The sequence below is a fragment of the Chromobacterium aquaticum genome (assembly GCF_021129195.1).
Taxonomy (GTDB): Bacteria; Pseudomonadota; Gammaproteobacteria; order Burkholderiales; family Chromobacteriaceae; genus Chromobacterium; species Chromobacterium aquaticum.
In genome coordinates this window covers 16,125-32,344 of sequence record NZ_JAJOHW010000090.1, presented here as the reverse complement: position 1 = coordinate 32,344, position 16,220 = coordinate 16,125, and the positions used below count along the sequence as shown (strand labels likewise).

The 16,220-nt window shown below is 65.2% G+C and carries 16 protein-coding genes; 10 read left to right on the top strand and 6 right to left on the bottom strand.

Annotation, left to right across the window (positions count from 1 at the left end; all coding sequences use genetic code 11):
- Positions 1-427 (bottom strand): GntR family transcriptional regulator (locus tag LQT98_RS14335; RefSeq protein ID WP_231463091.1); only part of this gene is annotated, 427 nt, incomplete at its 3' end.
- Positions 428-544: 117 nt separating this feature from the next.
- On the opposite strand from LQT98_RS14335, the gene LQT98_RS14330 reads away from it, so the two are divergent.
- Both LQT98_RS14330 and LQT98_RS14325 read left to right on the top strand, forming a co-directional pair.
- Positions 545-1,609: an NAD(P)H-flavin reductase gene (locus tag LQT98_RS14330; RefSeq protein ID WP_231463088.1), complete on the top strand. Its 1,065-nt coding sequence runs from the start codon at positions 545-547 to the stop codon at positions 1,607-1,609.
- Between the two features lie 36 nt (positions 1,610-1,645).
- Positions 1,646-2,338 carry a M24 family metallopeptidase gene (locus tag LQT98_RS14325; RefSeq protein WP_231463086.1) on the top strand — a complete coding sequence of 231 codons (693 nt, stop codon included), beginning with the start codon at positions 1,646-1,648 and terminating at the stop codon, positions 2,336-2,338.
- 18 nt (positions 2,339-2,356) lie between these two features.
- Here LQT98_RS14325 and LQT98_RS14320 read toward each other — a convergent pair whose 3' ends face one another.
- Positions 2,357-2,833 (bottom strand): nuclear transport factor 2 family protein, encoded by a 477-nt coding sequence (locus LQT98_RS14320; protein ID WP_231463083.1) that lies wholly within the window; start codon positions 2,831-2,833, stop codon positions 2,357-2,359.
- Between the two features lie 189 nt (positions 2,834-3,022).
- On the opposite strand from LQT98_RS14320, the gene treR reads away from it, so the two are divergent.
- The 7 genes from treR (at position 3,023) to LQT98_RS14285 (ending at position 10,468) form a co-directional block, all read left to right on the top strand.
- Positions 3,023-3,730, top strand: coding sequence for a trehalose operon repressor (treR, locus tag LQT98_RS14315; RefSeq protein WP_048408742.1), 708 nt, complete (start codon positions 3,023-3,025; stop codon positions 3,728-3,730).
- A 278-nt stretch (positions 3,731-4,008) separates the two neighbouring features.
- On the top strand, positions 4,009-5,457 hold the full coding sequence (gene treP, locus LQT98_RS14310) for a PTS system trehalose-specific EIIBC component (RefSeq protein WP_231463080.1): 1,449 nt from the start codon (positions 4,009-4,011) through the stop codon (positions 5,455-5,457).
- Complete coding sequence (treC, locus tag LQT98_RS14305; RefSeq protein ID WP_231463077.1) at positions 5,457-7,109, top strand: alpha,alpha-phosphotrehalase; 1,653 nt, start codon at positions 5,457-5,459, stop codon at positions 7,107-7,109. The genes treP and treC overlap by 1 nt, the downstream gene beginning before the upstream one ends.
- A gap of 104 nt (positions 7,110-7,213) precedes the next feature.
- Positions 7,214-8,434 (top strand): maltoporin, encoded by a 1,221-nt coding sequence (locus LQT98_RS14300; RefSeq protein ID WP_231463074.1) that lies wholly within the window; start codon positions 7,214-7,216, stop codon positions 8,432-8,434.
- 124 nt (positions 8,435-8,558) lie between these two features.
- Entirely contained in the window at positions 8,559-9,350 is a 792-nt protein-coding gene (locus LQT98_RS14295; protein WP_231463071.1) for an arylamine N-acetyltransferase family protein, read from the top strand.
- Positions 9,351-9,423: 73 nt separating this feature from the next.
- The gene (locus LQT98_RS14290) at positions 9,424-10,110 is read left to right on the top strand and encodes a DUF1345 domain-containing protein (RefSeq protein WP_231463068.1); all 687 of its coding nucleotides are present in this window, start codon (positions 9,424-9,426) and stop codon (positions 10,108-10,110) included.
- Positions 10,111-10,132: 22 nt separating this feature from the next.
- Positions 10,133-10,468 (top strand): YnfA family protein, encoded by a 336-nt coding sequence (locus tag LQT98_RS14285; RefSeq protein WP_048408748.1) that lies wholly within the window; start codon positions 10,133-10,135, stop codon positions 10,466-10,468.
- 225 nt (positions 10,469-10,693) lie between these two features.
- Here LQT98_RS14285 and LQT98_RS14280 read toward each other — a convergent pair whose 3' ends face one another.
- The 4 genes from LQT98_RS14280 to aceB form a co-directional block, all read right to left on the bottom strand.
- Complete coding sequence (locus LQT98_RS14280) at positions 10,694-11,305, bottom strand: glutathione S-transferase (RefSeq protein WP_231463066.1); 612 nt, start codon at positions 11,303-11,305, stop codon at positions 10,694-10,696.
- A gap of 95 nt (positions 11,306-11,400) precedes the next feature.
- The gene (locus tag LQT98_RS14275; RefSeq protein WP_231463064.1) at positions 11,401-12,090 is read right to left on the bottom strand and encodes an SIMPL domain-containing protein; all 690 of its coding nucleotides are present in this window, start codon (positions 12,088-12,090) and stop codon (positions 11,401-11,403) included.
- A 93-nt stretch (positions 12,091-12,183) separates the two neighbouring features.
- Entirely contained in the window at positions 12,184-13,347 is a 1,164-nt protein-coding gene (locus LQT98_RS14270) for a GGDEF domain-containing protein (protein WP_231463062.1), read from the bottom strand.
- Between the two features lie 208 nt (positions 13,348-13,555).
- Positions 13,556-15,151 carry a malate synthase A gene (gene aceB / locus LQT98_RS14265; RefSeq protein ID WP_231463060.1) on the bottom strand — a complete coding sequence of 532 codons (1,596 nt, stop codon included), beginning with the start codon at positions 15,149-15,151 and terminating at the stop codon, positions 13,556-13,558.
- A gap of 176 nt (positions 15,152-15,327) precedes the next feature.
- Between aceB and LQT98_RS14260 the strand changes: the two genes are divergently transcribed.
- Positions 15,328-16,218, top strand: coding sequence for a LysR family transcriptional regulator (locus tag LQT98_RS14260; RefSeq protein ID WP_048408752.1), 891 nt, complete (start codon positions 15,328-15,330; stop codon positions 16,216-16,218).
- The last annotated feature ends 2 nt before the right edge of the window (positions 16,219-16,220 follow it).

Genomic DNA, 16,220 nt, shown 5'->3' with positions numbered 1-16,220 from the left:
CGCGGGCGGCGGCGATCAGCGCGCGGCGGTAGGCGCGACCCAGCACATCGAAGGGAATCAGCCGCGAATCCGGCACCCCGTCGCCAAAGTCGATGAAGCGGCTTTCGGCCCTTGTCGTGGCCTGAGCGATGCGCGCTACGGCCGGTGTCGGGCGCGGCGACAGCAGCGGCAGGGTCGGCGCGACGAAGGTGCCGCGCCGACCCTGCGTCAGCAGCCAGCCCTGCGCCGCCAGTTCCTCATAGGCCAGCACCGCGGTCTTGCGGTTGATCCCCAGTTGCGCCGCCAGTTCGCGGCTGCCCGGCAGCGACGCGCCCGGCGGCAAGCGGCCGCGCTGGATGTCGGCGCTGATCTGCTGAGCGATCTGCAGATGGGCCGGCAGGCCGCCGCTTCGATCCAGGCTCAATTGCAGATCCCATTTGCGCAGCATGCGTGTTCCCCTTGTCGCCGTTTTTATTTCTGGACCATCAATCTTATCAAAACTGGATGTTTTTGCTGGTCCAGTGTCGGCTTAAAGTGGCCGGGACAGATATTCAAGGAGCGGCAAATGACACAACAGGCAAACAGCGGCGCGTGCCGCTACCGGCTGGCGGCGATAGAGCGACTGGGGCGCGAGGTGCGCGGCTTGCGGCTGGAATGCGCGGATGCGGCGCCGCTGCGCTTTCAGAGCGGACAGTTCGTCGCGGTGACCACGCCGGGTGGGCTGCGGCGCAGTTATTCAATGGCGGCCGCGCCCAGCGCCGATGGCGGCATCGAGTTGCATGTGCGTCTGCAGCCCGGCGGCGAGTTTTCCGAATGGCTGCGCTGCGACGCGCGGCCGGGCGACGCGCTATGGCTGGAGGGGCCGTACGGCGATTGCGTGTGGCGCGACGATGCCGGCGCGGCGCAAACGCTGATGTTGGCGACCGGCACCGGCATCGCGCCGTTGCGGGCGATGTTGCAGTCGGGGCCGGACAGGGTTGGGCGGCCGCCGATCGCGCTCTATTGGGGAGGGCGCACCGAGGATGAGCTGTATCTGTTCGACGAGCTGAGGGCCTGGGAGCGCGAGCGGCCGGATTTCCGTTTCGAGCCAGTGCTGTCCGAGGCCGGGCCGGGCTGGAACGGCCGGCGCGGTTTCGTGCAGCAGGCGGCGGCCGAGGATTTTCCCTGTTTGCGCGCGGCGGAGGTATACGCCTGCGGCGCGCCGGCGATGGTCGCCGCGGCCAGGCAATTGCTGACGCGGCAGCGCGGGCTGCCGGAACAGCGTTTCCTGGCCGACGCCTTTCTGGCGGCGACGCCGGCATCGGTCGCGGCGGAATCGATGGCGCTGCGGGTGCGCGTCGGGGAGGGCGGGGATCGGCTGCTGGAAGTGGCCGCCGCCGGCAGCCTGATGCAGGCGCTGGCCGCGGCTGGGCTGATGCGCGGCGTCTGCGGCGGGCAGGCCTCGTGCGGCACTTGCCTGGTTCGCGTCGAGCAAGGTGGGCTGGCGCGCTTGCCGGCGATGGAGCGCGCGGAGCGTCGGCTGCTGGCGGCGCTGGAGCTGTCGGAGGCGGACGACGGCCGCTGCCGGCTGGCTTGTCAGATCGCCTTGCAGCCGTGCTTGCACGGTTTGACGGTGGAGATTTCCGGGTAGGCGACCGCCTGTCCGCATTCAACAAAGGAGCATGAAATGGCAGCAAGCATTGAACAATCAGACTTGGAGGGCGTGGGCCCGGCCTTCGATCCGCAGCAATTGATGGCGGTGCGCGACATGACCCGGCAGGCGATCGCCTTGATCGCCGCGGCGATGCGGCCGGGCATGTTGGAAGAGGACGCGGTGGAGCTGGCCAAGGACATCCTGGCCGAGCGCGGCATGTTGCGCGGCTGGCACGATGTCTACGTGCGCTTTGGCCGTAATACGCTGAAGACTTTCGGCGCGGCGTCCGATCCTGGCGTGCGCCTGGGCGAGGACGATATTTTCTTCATCGACATCGGCCCGGTATGGAAGCAGTGGGAGGGCGACGGCGGCGACAGTTTCGTCACCGGCTCCGATCCGGAAATGGCGCGTTGCGCCGGCGACGCCCGCGCCATTTTCCACGAGGTGAGGCGCAAATGGGCGAGCGAGGGCTGTAGCGGGCGCGAGCTGTACCGCTTTGCCGAGGCCTGCGCCGCCGGTCGTGGCTGGGAACTGAACCTGGACCTGTCCGGCCACCGGCTGGCGGACTTCCCGCACGCGGCCATCCATGAAGGGCCGCTGGCGGAGGTGGACTTCACGCCGGCGCGCATGCTGTGGGTGCTGGAAATCCACATCCGCCATCCGTCGCGGCCCTTCGGCGCTTTCTTCGAGGACATGTTGTTGGAGGATGGCTGTTTCGCCGAGTGAGGGCCGCCTAGATCTTGTTTACAAGCCCAGCTCGCTCAGGCCGGGATGACCGTCCGGCCTGCGCCCCAGCGGCCAGCGGAACAGGCGCTCGTCCTCGCGGATGGGCAGATCGTTGATGCAGGCGTAGCGGCGCTGCATCAGGCCGTCGGCGGCGAACTCCCAGTTCTCGTTGCCGTAGGAGCGGAACCACTGGCCGCTCTCGTCCCGCCATTCGTAGGCGAAGCGCACCGCGATGCGCGCGCCGTCGTGGGCCCATAATTCCTTGATCAGCCGGTATTCGTGTTCGCGCCGCCATTTTCGGCTGAGGAACTCGATGATCTGCGCGCGGCCGCGCGGGAATTCGGCGCGGTTGCGCCACTGGCTGTCCTCGGTATAGGCCTGGGCCACGCGGGCCGGATCGCGGCTGTTCCAGCCGTCTTCGGCCAGGCGGACCTTGAGCATGGCGCTGTCGCGATCGAAGGGCGGCAGCGGCGGGCGGAGTTCTGGTGCGTGCATGAGGATGTTCCTGTCTGGTGAGGGAAGGCGGCCAGTGTGCGCCGCGCCGGTGGCCGGCGGAATCCCCGCGGCGGGTAATGCTGTGTTGCGCCTGGCGGAAGAATGGGCCGGGCGCGGGCTGGCGCACCGCCCGCGCTTGAGGCAGACTGCCGGGCTGGGGCGCTCCGCCGATCTTGCCGAATCCACGCCGTGAACAAATACAGCCAAATCTTTTCCGACATCGTCGCCGACATCGACAACCAGCGTTATCAGCAGGGTGACCGCATTCCTTCCGAAACCGAGCTGATGCACAGCTACGAGGCCAGCCGCGGCACGGTGCGCAAGGCGGTGGACATGCTGCAGGAACGCGGCTATGTGCAGAAGATCCACGGCAAGGGCGTGTTCGTGCTGCGCTCCGGCAATATCGAGTTCCAGCTCAGCGGCATCGTCAGCTTCAAGGAGGCTCACCAGCATCTGGGCCGCCGAGTTAGCTCTCGAGTGGCGGAGATGGAGACGGTGCCGGCCGATGCGCAACTGGCGCGGCTGCTGGACGTGCGCGAGAAAACCCCGCTGCTCAAGATCAAGCGGGTGCGCAATATCGACAATGAAAACGTGATCCTGGACATCAATTACTTTGTCGCCAGCCTGGTGCCGGGCCTGGACCGCGAAGCCGCCGCCGGGTCTATCTACGACTTCATCGAGCGGCGGCTGGGCCTGAACATCAGTTATGCGCAGCGGGTGATAGAGGCGCAGCCATGCAGCGAGGATGACCGCCGCTACCTGGACCTGAACGGCATGGACCATGTGATCGTGGTCAAGAACCACACCCATCTCTACGATGGCCGTCAGTTCGAATACACCGAGTCTCGCCACCGGCTGGATAAATTCTTCTTCTCCGACGTGGCCCGCCGCAAATAAGCGGCCGGCGTCCCATTCCGCCGCGGCGTCCCGGCCGCGGCGCGGCTTTGTGCCGTTCGCCATTCCCTCCCTTTTGCCGTTGGCCGCGCCATCGCCCTTGTTGCGTTGGCGCTGAGAATATTCTGATTTTCCGCAAACTCGTCTGTACGAGTGTTGACGCAACTTATCTGTACGAGTTAGGGTGCCGTCATGGCCGGCGCGCTTGCCAAAATCGGCGCCGGACTCGATAACAGGCGCTGCGGCACCGCCGCAGACCGGGAGACGCAGGGATTAAACAGATGAGCCACGATTACCACAGCATCGCCGCGCGGATACTCGCCGCGGTGGGCGGCCGCGACAACCTCCAGCAGGCCGCGCATTGCATTACCCGGCTGCGGCTGTCCTTGAAGGACGACAGCCGGGTGGACCTGGAGGCCTTGCGCCAGGTGGACTTGATCAAGGGACAGTTCAGCCATGGTGGCGTGTTCCAGATCGTGATCGGCTCCGGCGATGTGGACCGGGTGTATCAATCTTTGATCGAGCTGGCGGCGCTGCAGCACGCCACCGTGGCCGAGGTCAAGGCCAGCGGCGATCAGAAGCAGGGCCGGCTGCAACAGCTGGTCAAGGTGTTCTCCGATGTGTTCATGCCCATCCTGCCCGCCATCATCGTGGCCGGCCTGCTGATGGGCTTGAACAATCTGCTGGGCGCCAAGGGCATGTTCATCGAAGGCAAGAGCCTGCTGGATGCCTATCCGGGCCTGAGCGGGGTGTGGGGATTGTTGAATATGATGGCCAACACCTCCTTCGTGTTCCTGCCGGCGCTGGTGGGCTGGTCGGCGGCCAAGCGCTTCGGCGGCAGCGAGGTGCTGGGCATCGTGCTGGGCCTGCTGCTGGTGCATCCGGACCTGCTCAACGCTTGGAACTACGGCCAGGCCGCCGCTGGCCTGGGCGGCGCCAGCGTGCCGTATTTCGACGTGCTGGGCTGGTTCCGCGTCGAGAAGGTGGGCTATCAGGGCCAGATCCTGCCGATCCTGGCCGCCACCTGGGTGATGTGCCGGGTGGAGCTGTGGCTGCGGCCGCGGGTGCCCAACGCCATCCAGCTGCTGGTGGTGCCCATCGTCACCATCGTGGTCAGCGGCGCGCTGGCGCTGGCGGTGATCGGCCCCGTGGCGCGCCACCTGGGCATCGCCATCACCGATGGCCTGGTCTATGTGTTCAACCTGGCGCCGCTGCTGGGCGCGATGCTGTTCGGCGCTCTGTACGCGCCGCTGGTGTTGACCGGCATGCACCATATGTTCATCGCGGTGGATCTGCAATTGATCGCCAATCAGGGCGGCACCTTCATCTGGCCGATGATCGCCTTGTCCAATATCGCCCAGGGCAGCGCGGCGCTGGCGATGTTCTGGCAGGCGCGCACCGCCAATGAGAAGAATATGGCGTCGACCTCGGCGGTTTCCGCCTTCTTCGGCATCACCGAGCCGGCGATGTTCGGCGTCAATCTGCGTTACAAGCTGCCGTTCTACGCGGCGCTGGCTGGCTCGGCGCTGGCGGCGGCCACCATCACCCTCAGCCATGTGCGCGCGTCGGCGATAGGGGTGGGAGGCTTGCCGGCCTTCATTTCCATCATTCCGCAGCAGATACCGATGTTCCTGGTCGGCACCGTGGTGGCCCTGGTAGCGCCGTTCGCGCTGACATGGGCGCTGGCGCGCCGCCAGCCGCAAGCGGTGCTGAGCGAGAAAGCCCTGTGATGAACAAGAATTTGAAATCCGCGGTGGTGTATCAGATCTATCCCAAGAGTTTCCACAGCCATGGCGGCGGTGCCACCGGTGACCTGCTGGGCGTCGCCGACAAGCTGGACTACCTGGCCTGGCTGGGGGTGGACTATCTGTGGCTGACGCCGTTCTACCGCTCGCCGCAGCACGACAACGGCTATGACGTCAGCGACTACTATTCCATCGATCCCGCCTACGGCAGCATGGCCGACTTCGAACTATTGCTGGCCGAGGCGCGGCTGCGCGGCATCGGCGTGATGCTGGACATCGTGGTCAATCACACCTCCACCGAGCATCCGTGGTTCCGTCAGGCCTTGCAGGGCAGGAACAACCCCTACCGCGACTTCTACATCTGGCGCGACCAGCCCAATAACTGGGGCTCCAAGTTCGGCGGCTCGGCTTGGGAGCTGGACCCGGCCAGCGGCCAGTATTATCTGCACCTGTTCGATAAGACTCAGGCGGACCTGAATTGGGACAATCCGGAGGTGCGGCGGGCGGTGTTCGAAATGATGAATTTCTGGGCGGACAAGGGTGTGGCCGGCTTCCGGCTGGACGTGATCAATCTGATCTCCAAGGACCCGGCTTTCTCCGAGGACGATAGCGACGGCCGCCATTTCTACACCGACGGCCCGCGCGTGCACGAATATCTGCAGCAGATGCATCGCGAAGTCTTCGCCGGCCGCGATTTGATGACGGTGGGCGAGATGTCGTCCACCTCGCTGGAACACTGCGTCGCCTATTCGCACCCCGAGCGGCGCGAGTTGTCGATGACCTTCAACTTCCATCATCTGAAAGTGGATTACCCTGGCGGCGAGAAGTGGCGCGCGGCGCGTTTCGATTTCATCGCGCTCAAGCGCATCCTCTCGGATTGGCAGAGCGGCATGCACGCCGGCGGCGGCTGGAACGCGCTGTTCTGGTGCAATCACGATCAGCCGCGGGTGGTGTCGCGCTTTGGCGACGACGGCCGCTACCGCGTGGAGTCCGCCAAGATGCTGGCCACCGCGCTGCATGGCTTGCAGGGCACGCCCTATATCTATCAGGGCGAGGAGATCGGCATGGCCAACCCCGGCTTTGCCGACATCGACGCCTACCGCGACGTGGAAACGCGCAATGCCTACCATCGGCTGCGCGCCGGTGGCCTGGGCGAGGCCGAGACGATGGCTGCGATCCGGCAGAAATCGCGCGACAACTCGCGCACGCCCATGCAATGGGACGACAGCCGCCACGCTGGCTTCTCGCGCAGCGCGCCGTGGATAGGACTGGCGCCGGACGCGGCGACGGTCAACGTTGCCGCCGCGCGCCGCGACCCGGACTCGGTGCTGCATCACTATCGGCGCCTGATCGCGCTGCGCAAGCGCTACCCGGTGTTCCGCGATGGGGATTACCGCTGCCTGACGCCGGACGATCCGGGGCTGTGGGTCTACGCGCGCGCGGCGGAGCAGGAAAAACTGCTGGTGATCTGCAATTTCAGCGCCGAGGAGCGCGACTACTCGCCGCCGGCCGAATACCTGACGGCGGATCATGGCTGGCAGCTGCTGTGCGCCAATTACGCCGACGCGGCGGCGCACCCGGCCCGGGCGCGCCTGCGGCCTTACGAATCCTTGCTCTACCGCGCCGAATTGTTCTGAGAACTGTGCTGATCCGTGGGCTCCGGCCCGCTTGCGGCCTGCCGGCATTCCCGGCCGGTAGGCCGCGCTTTGCCCAAAACACAAGGGAAATGGAGAGAGATGCAATGACGCGATTCACATACCGCGGCCTGGTCCTGCTGGGTTTGGCCGTCCCCTTGCTGGCGGCCCCCGCCGCCCAGGCGCTGGATTTCCACGGCTATCTCCGCCTCGGCGCTGGCGGCGCCGACAGCGGCGGCAAGCAGAGCTGCTTCCAACTGGCCGGCGCCGAAACCAAGTACCGGCTTGGCAATGAGTGCGAGCAGTACGCCGAGCTGGAGCTGGGCCAGCAGCTGTTCCAGGCCGAGAACGGCAGCAAGATCAGCGTGGTGGGCATGGCCAGCTTGTACAATAGTTATGGCCGCGCGCCGACCTTCCAGGGCGACAACGGCAATGTCCGCTTGCCGCAGGCCTATGCCAAATGGAGCGATATCCCACAGTTGAACGGGGCCACGCTGTGGGCCGGCCGCCGCTATTACAAGCGCCACGACGTGCATATCGCCGATTTCTATTTCTGGAACCCCAGCGGCACCGGCTTCGGCCTGGAGGACTACCGCCTGGGCGGCGATCTCAAGCTCAGCTACGCCTTCTCGCGCAACGACAACTGGGGGCAGGAGGACCAGGCCAATAAGCACGATCTGCAACTGGGCGGCATCGCCGTCAATCCCGGCGGCGAATTGAGCCTGGGCCTCAGCTACATCCAGCGCGCCGGCCAGGTGGCGGACGCGCACAGCGGCTGGTCGCTGAGCGCGCTGCATGAGCAAAAGGGCGTGTTGGGCGGCCGCAATCTGTTTGCGCTGCAATACGGCGTCGGGCCGGGAACCGGCCTGGGCGGCACCGGCGGCCTCGTCAGCGATAGCGGCACACGCCGCAGCCGGCTGGTGGAAGCGCTGGACTGGCAAGCGACGCGGGAATTCGGCGGCCAGCTGATGCTGGCCTGGCAGCGCGACGCGCGGCCGGACGGCGGGCAGACCTGGTGGTCGGCCGGCGCGCGCCCGGTCTATGCCTTTGGCGAGCGCTTCAAACTGGTCGCCGAGCTGGGCGTGGACCGGGTCAAGGCCGCCGATGGCCAGGTCCGCACCTTGAGCAAATTCACCATCGCGCCGACGCTGGCCTTGGATAAGGCGTTCTGGAGCCGGCCGGAACTGCGTTTCTACTATACCTATGCGCGTTGGAACCGCGCCGCCCAGCAAGCGGCCGCGCCCGGCTCGGCGCTGGCCGGGGATGGCACCTTTGGCGGCGCGCTCAGCGGTTCCAGCTTTGGCGTGCAGTTGGAACATTGGTGGTGAGCGGCGTGTGAGCGCAGCGGGCGCAGGCATTCAAATTTTTTGAATGTCTCGCCCGGATAATTGATCTGTCGATCCTGTCCGGCGGCTGTTAGATTGGCCTGTCTGACGCTAGACGGGAGGGACTATGCCGGACATCGATGCCTTGTTTCGAGCCCGTATCGGCTGGGACGCGCGGCGCTCCTTGCAGTTCGACGAGATCGACGCCCTATTGCGCGAAGTGGCGCTGAGCCTGCCGTTCGAAAACTTGAAGTTGTTCGACGGCGAGCCGGAGGCGCTCAGCGAGCGAGCGCTGCTGGAGAAAATAGCGCTGCGCGACGAAGGCGGCCTGTGCTACGAACTCAATCCCTTGCTCTATCTATTCCTGCGCCGCAACGGCCTGGAAGCCAGCCTGATCCGCGCCACGGTGTTCGATGAAGACAAGCAGGACTGGCTGCCGCTGGTAGGTACTCACGTCGCCATCCTGCTATGGCACCAGGAGCAGGGTTATCTGCTCGATTGCGGTTTCGGCCTCAAACAGCCTATGCGCATGGTGCCCTTGTGCGGCGAGGCCGTGGTGTCCGCCAACGGCGCCTACCGGGTGGCGTGGCCGGCCGGCGCCGGCTTCGCGCAGCTGGAACGGCGGCCGGCGGCCGAGGAGCGCTGGCAGATCGCCTACGGCTTCGATCTGGACGACGAGATCGCCGATTGCGGCGCGCTGAGCGAGATCCAGCGCCGCATCGCCGAGGACCCGCGCTCGCCGTTCAATAAGAGCCGGCTGATGGCGCTGCTGACCGCCGAAGGCAGCCGAGTGCTGACCGAGGAGACGCTGACCGAGACGCGGAACGGCAAGCAATGCCGGCTGGCCTTGCGGCCAGGGGAGTTCGAGGTGTTCCGCCGCCTGTTCGTCCGCCGCTTCGCTCCCATCGCCGCGCCCTGACGCCGGGGGCTTGCCGTCCCCGCCCGGATGGGTACACTGGGCGCTGGTCCACTCTCAAGAGAGCTTAGCCGCCATGTCCGCCCTGTTACGCGCTGCTCGTCGTTTCGCCCCTGCCCGCATGCTGCTGGCCCGTCCGCGACTGGTGGGCGCCGCCGTTGTCGGCCTGCTGGCCCTGCAGGCATTGCCGTGGTTGATGCCGCTGCAGGACATCACTCGCTACATCGTGGCGTGGAATGTCGGCGTGCTGCTTTATCTGGCCTTGGTGGGCTGGATGATGTTCAGCGAGGGCAGGCAGCAGATCCGGCACTGGGCCAAGCTGGAAGACGAGGGGCAGGCGCTGGTGATGACGCTGGTGATTCTGGCGGCGCTGGCCAGCCTGGCCGCCATCGTGATGGAGCTGGCGGTGGTGAAGGACCTGCACGGCTGGCGTCGCGCCGGCCACATTCTGCTGGCCATCCTGACCATCTTTTCTTCCTGGGCCTTCATCCACGTGATGTTCGCGCTGCATTATGCGCGCAGCTATTACGCCGCCCATGCGCGCGGCCTGCCGCCGGGCCTGGAGTTTCCCGGCAAGGAAGAGCCGGATTACGGCGATTTCCTCTATTTCGCCTGCATCATCGGCACCTCCGGCCAGACCGCCGATGTCAGCTACACCACCAGCGCGCTGCGCAAGGTGGGCACGCTGCATTGCGTACTGTCCTTTTTCTTCAACGCCACGGTGCTGGCCTTGATGATCAATATCGCCGCCGGCCTGATTTGAAGCCGGCGCGCAGCGAGACCTCATGTTGAATGTCGTGAAATTATTGTTGTTGTTCGGTCTGACCGCGGTGGCGGAAATCGTCGGCTGTTATTTGCCCTGGTTGTGGCTGCGCAAGGAGGGGCCGTGGTGGCTGTTGTTGCCGGCGGCGTTGGCCTTGATGCTGTTTGTCTGGCTGCTCAGCCTGCATCCGGCGGCGGCGGGCCGGGTCTATGCCGCTTACGGCGGCGTCTATGTGGCGGTGGCCTTGTTGTGGTTGTGGCTGGTGGACGGCATGCGGCCCAGCGCCTGGGATATCGCCGGCGCGGCGGTGGCCTTGTGCGGGATGGCCATCATCATGCTGGCGCCGCGGCCGGTCTGAGAACCTGTTCAAAGTCTGCTGCGCTTCGGCGATACGGCGTTGAAAACCGCTTCGAAATGCTCATGTACCGAATGTACACTCCGCTTTCTCAGCCGTTTTCGCCTTGTCTCGCTCTTGCTCGCGAGACTTTGAACAGGCTCTGAGAGTGGATTGCCGATCCAGCGCGCGGCGAAGCGACATGAAAAAACCGGGCCTAAGCCCGGTTTTTCTTGATGGCAATGCGGTTCAGACGGTTGGCGGCAGGGTGTCGGCGAAGGACGGCCGCGTCATCAGCCGTTCCAGCAGGCTGGCCAGATTGGGGTGGCTGTCGCGCCAGTCTATTTCCGGGAAGCGGAAATCCAGATAGCCCAGGCAGGCGCCGACGGCGATGTCGGCCAGGCTGTAGCCGATGCCGTTGCACCACTGGCGGTCGGCCAGGTCGGCGGCGAGCGCGGCCAGGCCGCGATCAATCTTGCCGCGCTGGCGCGCGATCACCTCGGGCATCTGTTTGTCGTCCGGGCGGCGTTTTTCCAGCACGATGGCCACCGCGGCATCGACGATGCCGTCGGCCAACGCCTCCCAGCGCCGGGTGGCGATCAGCAGGCGGTTTTCCTGCGGCAGGATGCGCGACACCGGTGAGATATTGTCCAGATACTCGGCGATGACGCGCGAGTCGTACAGCGTCGAGCCGTCATCCAGTTCCAGAACCGGCACCTTGCCCAGAGGATTGTAGTCGCCGACGCGGGTATCCGCGTTCCACGGCACGTCCTCCTCCAGTGGGCAGTCTATTTTCTTTTCGGCCAGCACGATGCGCACCTTACGGGCGTAGGGGCTGGTCAAGGAGACGATGAGTTTCATGTTTCGGATCGATCTGGATGATGGCAGGCGAAGTGCTCGCCGGATGCGATCCGGCGAGCGACTACTTTAGCGCAATGCCGAGGCGGCTGGAAGGCTTACTTCAACTCCACCTTGCCGCTGACTTGCAGTTGCAGTTGGGACTGTCCAGGCTGCAGATCGGGCTGCGCCACTTCCGCGTTGGCGGCCATGCCGGCGGCCTTCATCATCATAGGCGGACGGAAGATGGGCGATTGGCTGCCAATGTCCAATTCCTTGATATTGCTGATATTTTTTCCGATTGCCTTGGCGGCGACCTTGGCCTGGGATTCCAGGTTGGCGATGGCTTCCGGCAGCATGCTTTGCTCGGCTTCCTTGCGCGCCTGATCGGACACGCTGAATTGCAGACCCTGCAGCAGCAGATTCTGTTGCAGTTTGGCCATCAATTCCGCGGCCTGGGCGAAGTCGCGGCTCTTCAGCTGGATTTCCACCCGGCCTTGCCAGCTTTGGATCTTGCCGTTCTTATCGTAATTGGGCCAGGTGTTGTAGCCGCCGCTGGACAGCTGCACCTTGGCGTAATTGCGGCCTAGCGCGATGCCTTGGGCGGCGGCCTTGTTAAGCCTATCGGCCAGTACCGCCGGCTGGGTGTTGCTCATTTGCTGGTAGAAGGTGGCGCTGATTTGATCATTGGCCACTTCGCGCTGCGCGCTGGCTGACAGATTGAGCTGGGTGCTCTCGGCCAGCGCCGGGGCGGCGCTGACGGTGAACAGGGTTCCAAGGCTGGCAAGCAAGAGAGTTGGTTTGTTCATGTGTTCATTCCCATGAAATTGTTGTCTTGATCGGAAAAGTCCGATTTGCAGTGTGTAGGCCCATCATGCCCGAGAAAAGTTTCCGACGGCATACTACCCTTCGGCCAGTTCTATCCGGTTGCGGCCATTGCGTTTGGCCTGGTACAGCCGGCTGTCCGCCGCCAGGAACAAGCTGGACAGGCTGTCGTAGGGCTGCTGGCTGGTGCTGGCGATGCCTATGCTGGCGCTGATACGCAGCGGCGCCGCAGCGGCCGAGGGCTGCGGGCTCAGTTCGGCGATCGCGCGCATGATGCGCTGCGCGGCTTCGTGAGCGGCGTGCAGGCCGGTGCGCGGCAGCAGCATCACGAATTCCTCGCCGCCGTAGCGGCCGACGATATCGTCGGCGCGCGCCTGGCGGCGCAGGCAGTCCGCCAATTGCCGCAGCACCAGGTCGCCGCTTTGATGGCCGTAGCGGTCGTTGATGCTTTTGAAGTGGTCCACGTCCAAGAGCAGCAGCGCCAGCGGCTTGCGCTCGCGCCAGGAGCGCCGGTAGGCGGCCTCGGCCAGTTCGCGAAAGCCGCGCTGATTGAGCAGATTGGTCAGGCCATCGTGGCTGGCCTGGTGCTGAGTATGCTCCAGCGCGCGCTCGTAGCAGATGTACAGCGCGCACAGGATGAAGCTGAAGCTGAGCCAGTGCATGCCCAGCGAGCTGAACATGGAGAAGCGCATCGCGGCGGCGTCATAGACGGCGCCGGCCCAGCCGGCGTGGACGATGCGCGCCAGCGCCAGCAAGGCGTACAGCAGGCAGACCGCCAGCGCCATCTTGCGGCCGGCGCCGGTAATACGCGAATGGCCGGGCCACAGCTCGCGCGCGGTCAGCAACCAGGCGATCAGGTAGACCAAGCAGACTGCGGAGGTGCGCTGTCCCATATCGGCCGGGCCGGCCTGCAGATAGGTGGCCATGCCGGCGGCCACCAGCAGCAGGCTTTGCCAGACGCGCGGATTTTTGCCGTTGAGCTGACGGATGCCGCAGAGCGCGAGGGGATGGAATAGCATCCACAGCAGATTGTTGAACACCAGTTGCGGCCACGGCGGCAAGCCGATGGGCAAGAGACTGAACATGCCGCCCAGGCTGATGCAGCCGCCGGCGATGCCGAAATAGAGAAAGGCGTGCTCGCCGCGCTTGCGCAGCCAGAACATCGTGGTGACGGCGGTCAACACGATGCCGTAGCCGGTGGTGCTGAGCACGGTGGCCTGGAAGTCGAGGATGCTTTGCATGTAGGAGTCTGTTCAAAAGCCACCGTGCGACGGATGCGCGCGTGGGCGCAAGCCAGAGCTTGAACAGGCTCCGAGGCGGATGCGCTTTGCAGTGTGAATTATGACAAGCGGCCCATCATAGGGCCGTTGTCCATGGGCTTCAATCCGCAAAGCTACGCAGCCAGCCTGACAAATCCCGACAATATGTCGTCGGGATTCCTGCCTGGCATCAAGCCAGGTATTCGTAACCGGGCAGCGTCAGGAACTCGACGAAATCGTCCGAGGTGGTCAGCAGGTCGAACATCGCGGCCGCGTCGTCGTATTGGCGGGTCCAGCGCGCGCCGTATTCGGCCTTGAGCTTGGCCACCTCCGCCGCGTGCAGCTGGCGGAACAGTTCCGCTGTTACCTTGCGGCCGTCGTCCAGCACGCCCTTGGGGCTGCGTATCCATTGCCAGATCTGCGAACGGGAGATTTCGGCGGTGGCGGCGTCTTCCATCAGATTGTGGATGGGCACGCAGCCGTTGCCGGAAATCCAGGCGCCCAGGTACTGGATGCCGACGTTGATGTTCATCGCCAGTCCGGCCTCGGTGATCGGCGCATCCGGGCGGAAGTCCAGCAGTTCGGCGGCGCCGACCTGAACGTCCGGCCGATGCTTGGCGATCTGGTTGGGCGCGTCGCCCAGCACCTTGCCGAAGGCCTCGGCGGCGATGGGCACCAGGCCGGGGTGGGCCACCCAGCCGCCGTCGTAGCCGTCGGCGGCGTCGCGTTCCTTGTCCGCGCGGACGCCGGCCAGCGCTTTCTCATTGGCCGTCGGATCGTTCTTGATCGGAATCAGCGCCGCCATGCCGCCTATCGCCGGCGCCGCGCGGTGGTGGCAGGTCTTCAGCAGCAGCAGCGCGTAAGCGCGCATGAAGGGCACCGTCATGGTGATCTGGGCGCGGTTGGCCAGGCAGAAGTCGCGGTTCTGGCGGAATTTCTTGATGCAGCTGAAAATATAGTCCCAGCGGCCGGCGTTGAGGCCGGCGCTGTGCTCGCGCAATTCGTACAGAATCTCGTCCATTTCAAAGGCGGCGAGTATGGTTTCGATCAGCACCGTGGCCTTGATCGTGCCTTGCGGGATGGACAGCTCGTTCTGGGCGAACACGAACACCTCGTTCCACAAGCGCGCTTCCAGATGGCTTTCCATCTTGGGCAGATAGTAATAAGTGGCGCTGCCCACGCTGCGCAGATAGGCAATGTTGTGGAAGAAGGACAGGGCGAAGTCGAACAGCGCGCCGGAGACGATGTCGCCGTCCACCTTGACGTGCTTTTCCATCAAATGCCAGCCGCGCGGGCGTAGCAGCAGGGTGGCGGTGTCGGCGTTGAGCCGGTATTGCTTGCCGTCCGGGTTGGCGAAGGAGATGGTTTTGCGGTAGGCATCGCGAACATTGATCTGACCGTTGATCTGGTTGTCCCAGCTCGGGCAGTTGGAGTCCTCGAAATCCGCCATGAAACTCTTGGCGCCGGAATTGAGCGCGTTGATCATCATCTTGCGGTCCACCGGGCCGGTGATTTCCACGCGGCGGTCCAGCAGGTCGTCCGGCAGCGGCGAGATCTTCCAGTCGCCGGCGCGGATGGCGGCGGTATCCGGCAGGAAGTCCGGCAGCTTGCCCGCGTCCAGCTCGTTCTGGCGCGCGGCGCGGGCGGCCATCAGCTCGCGGCGGCGCGGTTCGAAGCGGCGGTGCAGCTTGGCGACGAAGGCCAGCGCGTCGTGGCTGAGGATGTCGGCGTAGGCCGGGGTGAGCGGGGCGAGGATTTCCATCCCCTGGGGAAGCGTTGCTGCCATGGCGGGACTCCTTGAAGATTCGGGTGGCGCGGATGCGCCGGGACAGGCGCTCCCGCGTCCGGGCCTGGGACGGTGAAACGGGACCAGGCTAGTCTAGCTAGGCAAAGCGTAAAAAAAAATGCATATATAGACATATCATCTTTTACTTTTTGTTAGCTAATCGTGGGGCGGCCAGCATGTTGAAACAGTTGGAGACCTTTGTCGCGGTGGTGACGCAGGGCAGCTTGTCGGCGGCCGCGCGCCAGGAGGGCGTGGTGCCGGCCATCGTCGGCCGCCGCATCGACGCTCTGGAGGAAAGACTGGGGGTCAAGCTCTTGACCCGCAGCACGCGCAGCCTGGCGCTGACCCAGGAGGGCGCGGCGTTTTACGAGGATTGCCAGCGCATCCTCGCCGATCTGGCGGACGCCGAGGCGGCGGTGGCTTCCGGCAGCGGCCGCGCGCGCGGCCATTTGCGGGTGTCGGCGCCGGCCGGTTTCGGCCGCAAGCACGTGGCGCCGCACATCGCCGGCTTTCAATTACGCCATCCGGACGTCAAGGTGACGCTGGATTTGTCGGACCGGCTGGTGGACTTGCAGCGCGACCGCATCGACTGCGCGATCCGCATCTCCGACCTGGCCGATTCCTCGCTGGTGGCGATCCGGCTGGCGGAAAACCGCCGCGTGGTGGTGGCGGCGCCGGCCTATCTGGCGCGCCACGGCCTGCCGCGCCGGCTGGAGGACCTGGCTGAGCACAACTGCCTGTCCTTGGGCGAGAGCCAGAGCCGCGGCTGGGCGTTCCGCCGCGACGGCGAGGCGGTGAACCTGCGCGTCGGCGGCCGGCTGGAGTGTAACGACGGCGCGGTGCTGCATGACTGGGCGCTGCAGGGCCTGGGCCTGGCCTGGCGTTCGCTGTGGGAGGTGAAGGACGATCTGTCCGACGGCCGGCTGGTGACGGTGTTGGACGAATTCTCCACGCCGGACTATCCCGTGTGCGCGGTGGTGCCGCAGCGCCGCTTGCTGCCGGCGCGAGTGCGGCACTTCGTCGATTATTTACGGTCAGTCTATGCTGATGAGGCTTATTGGAATTGACA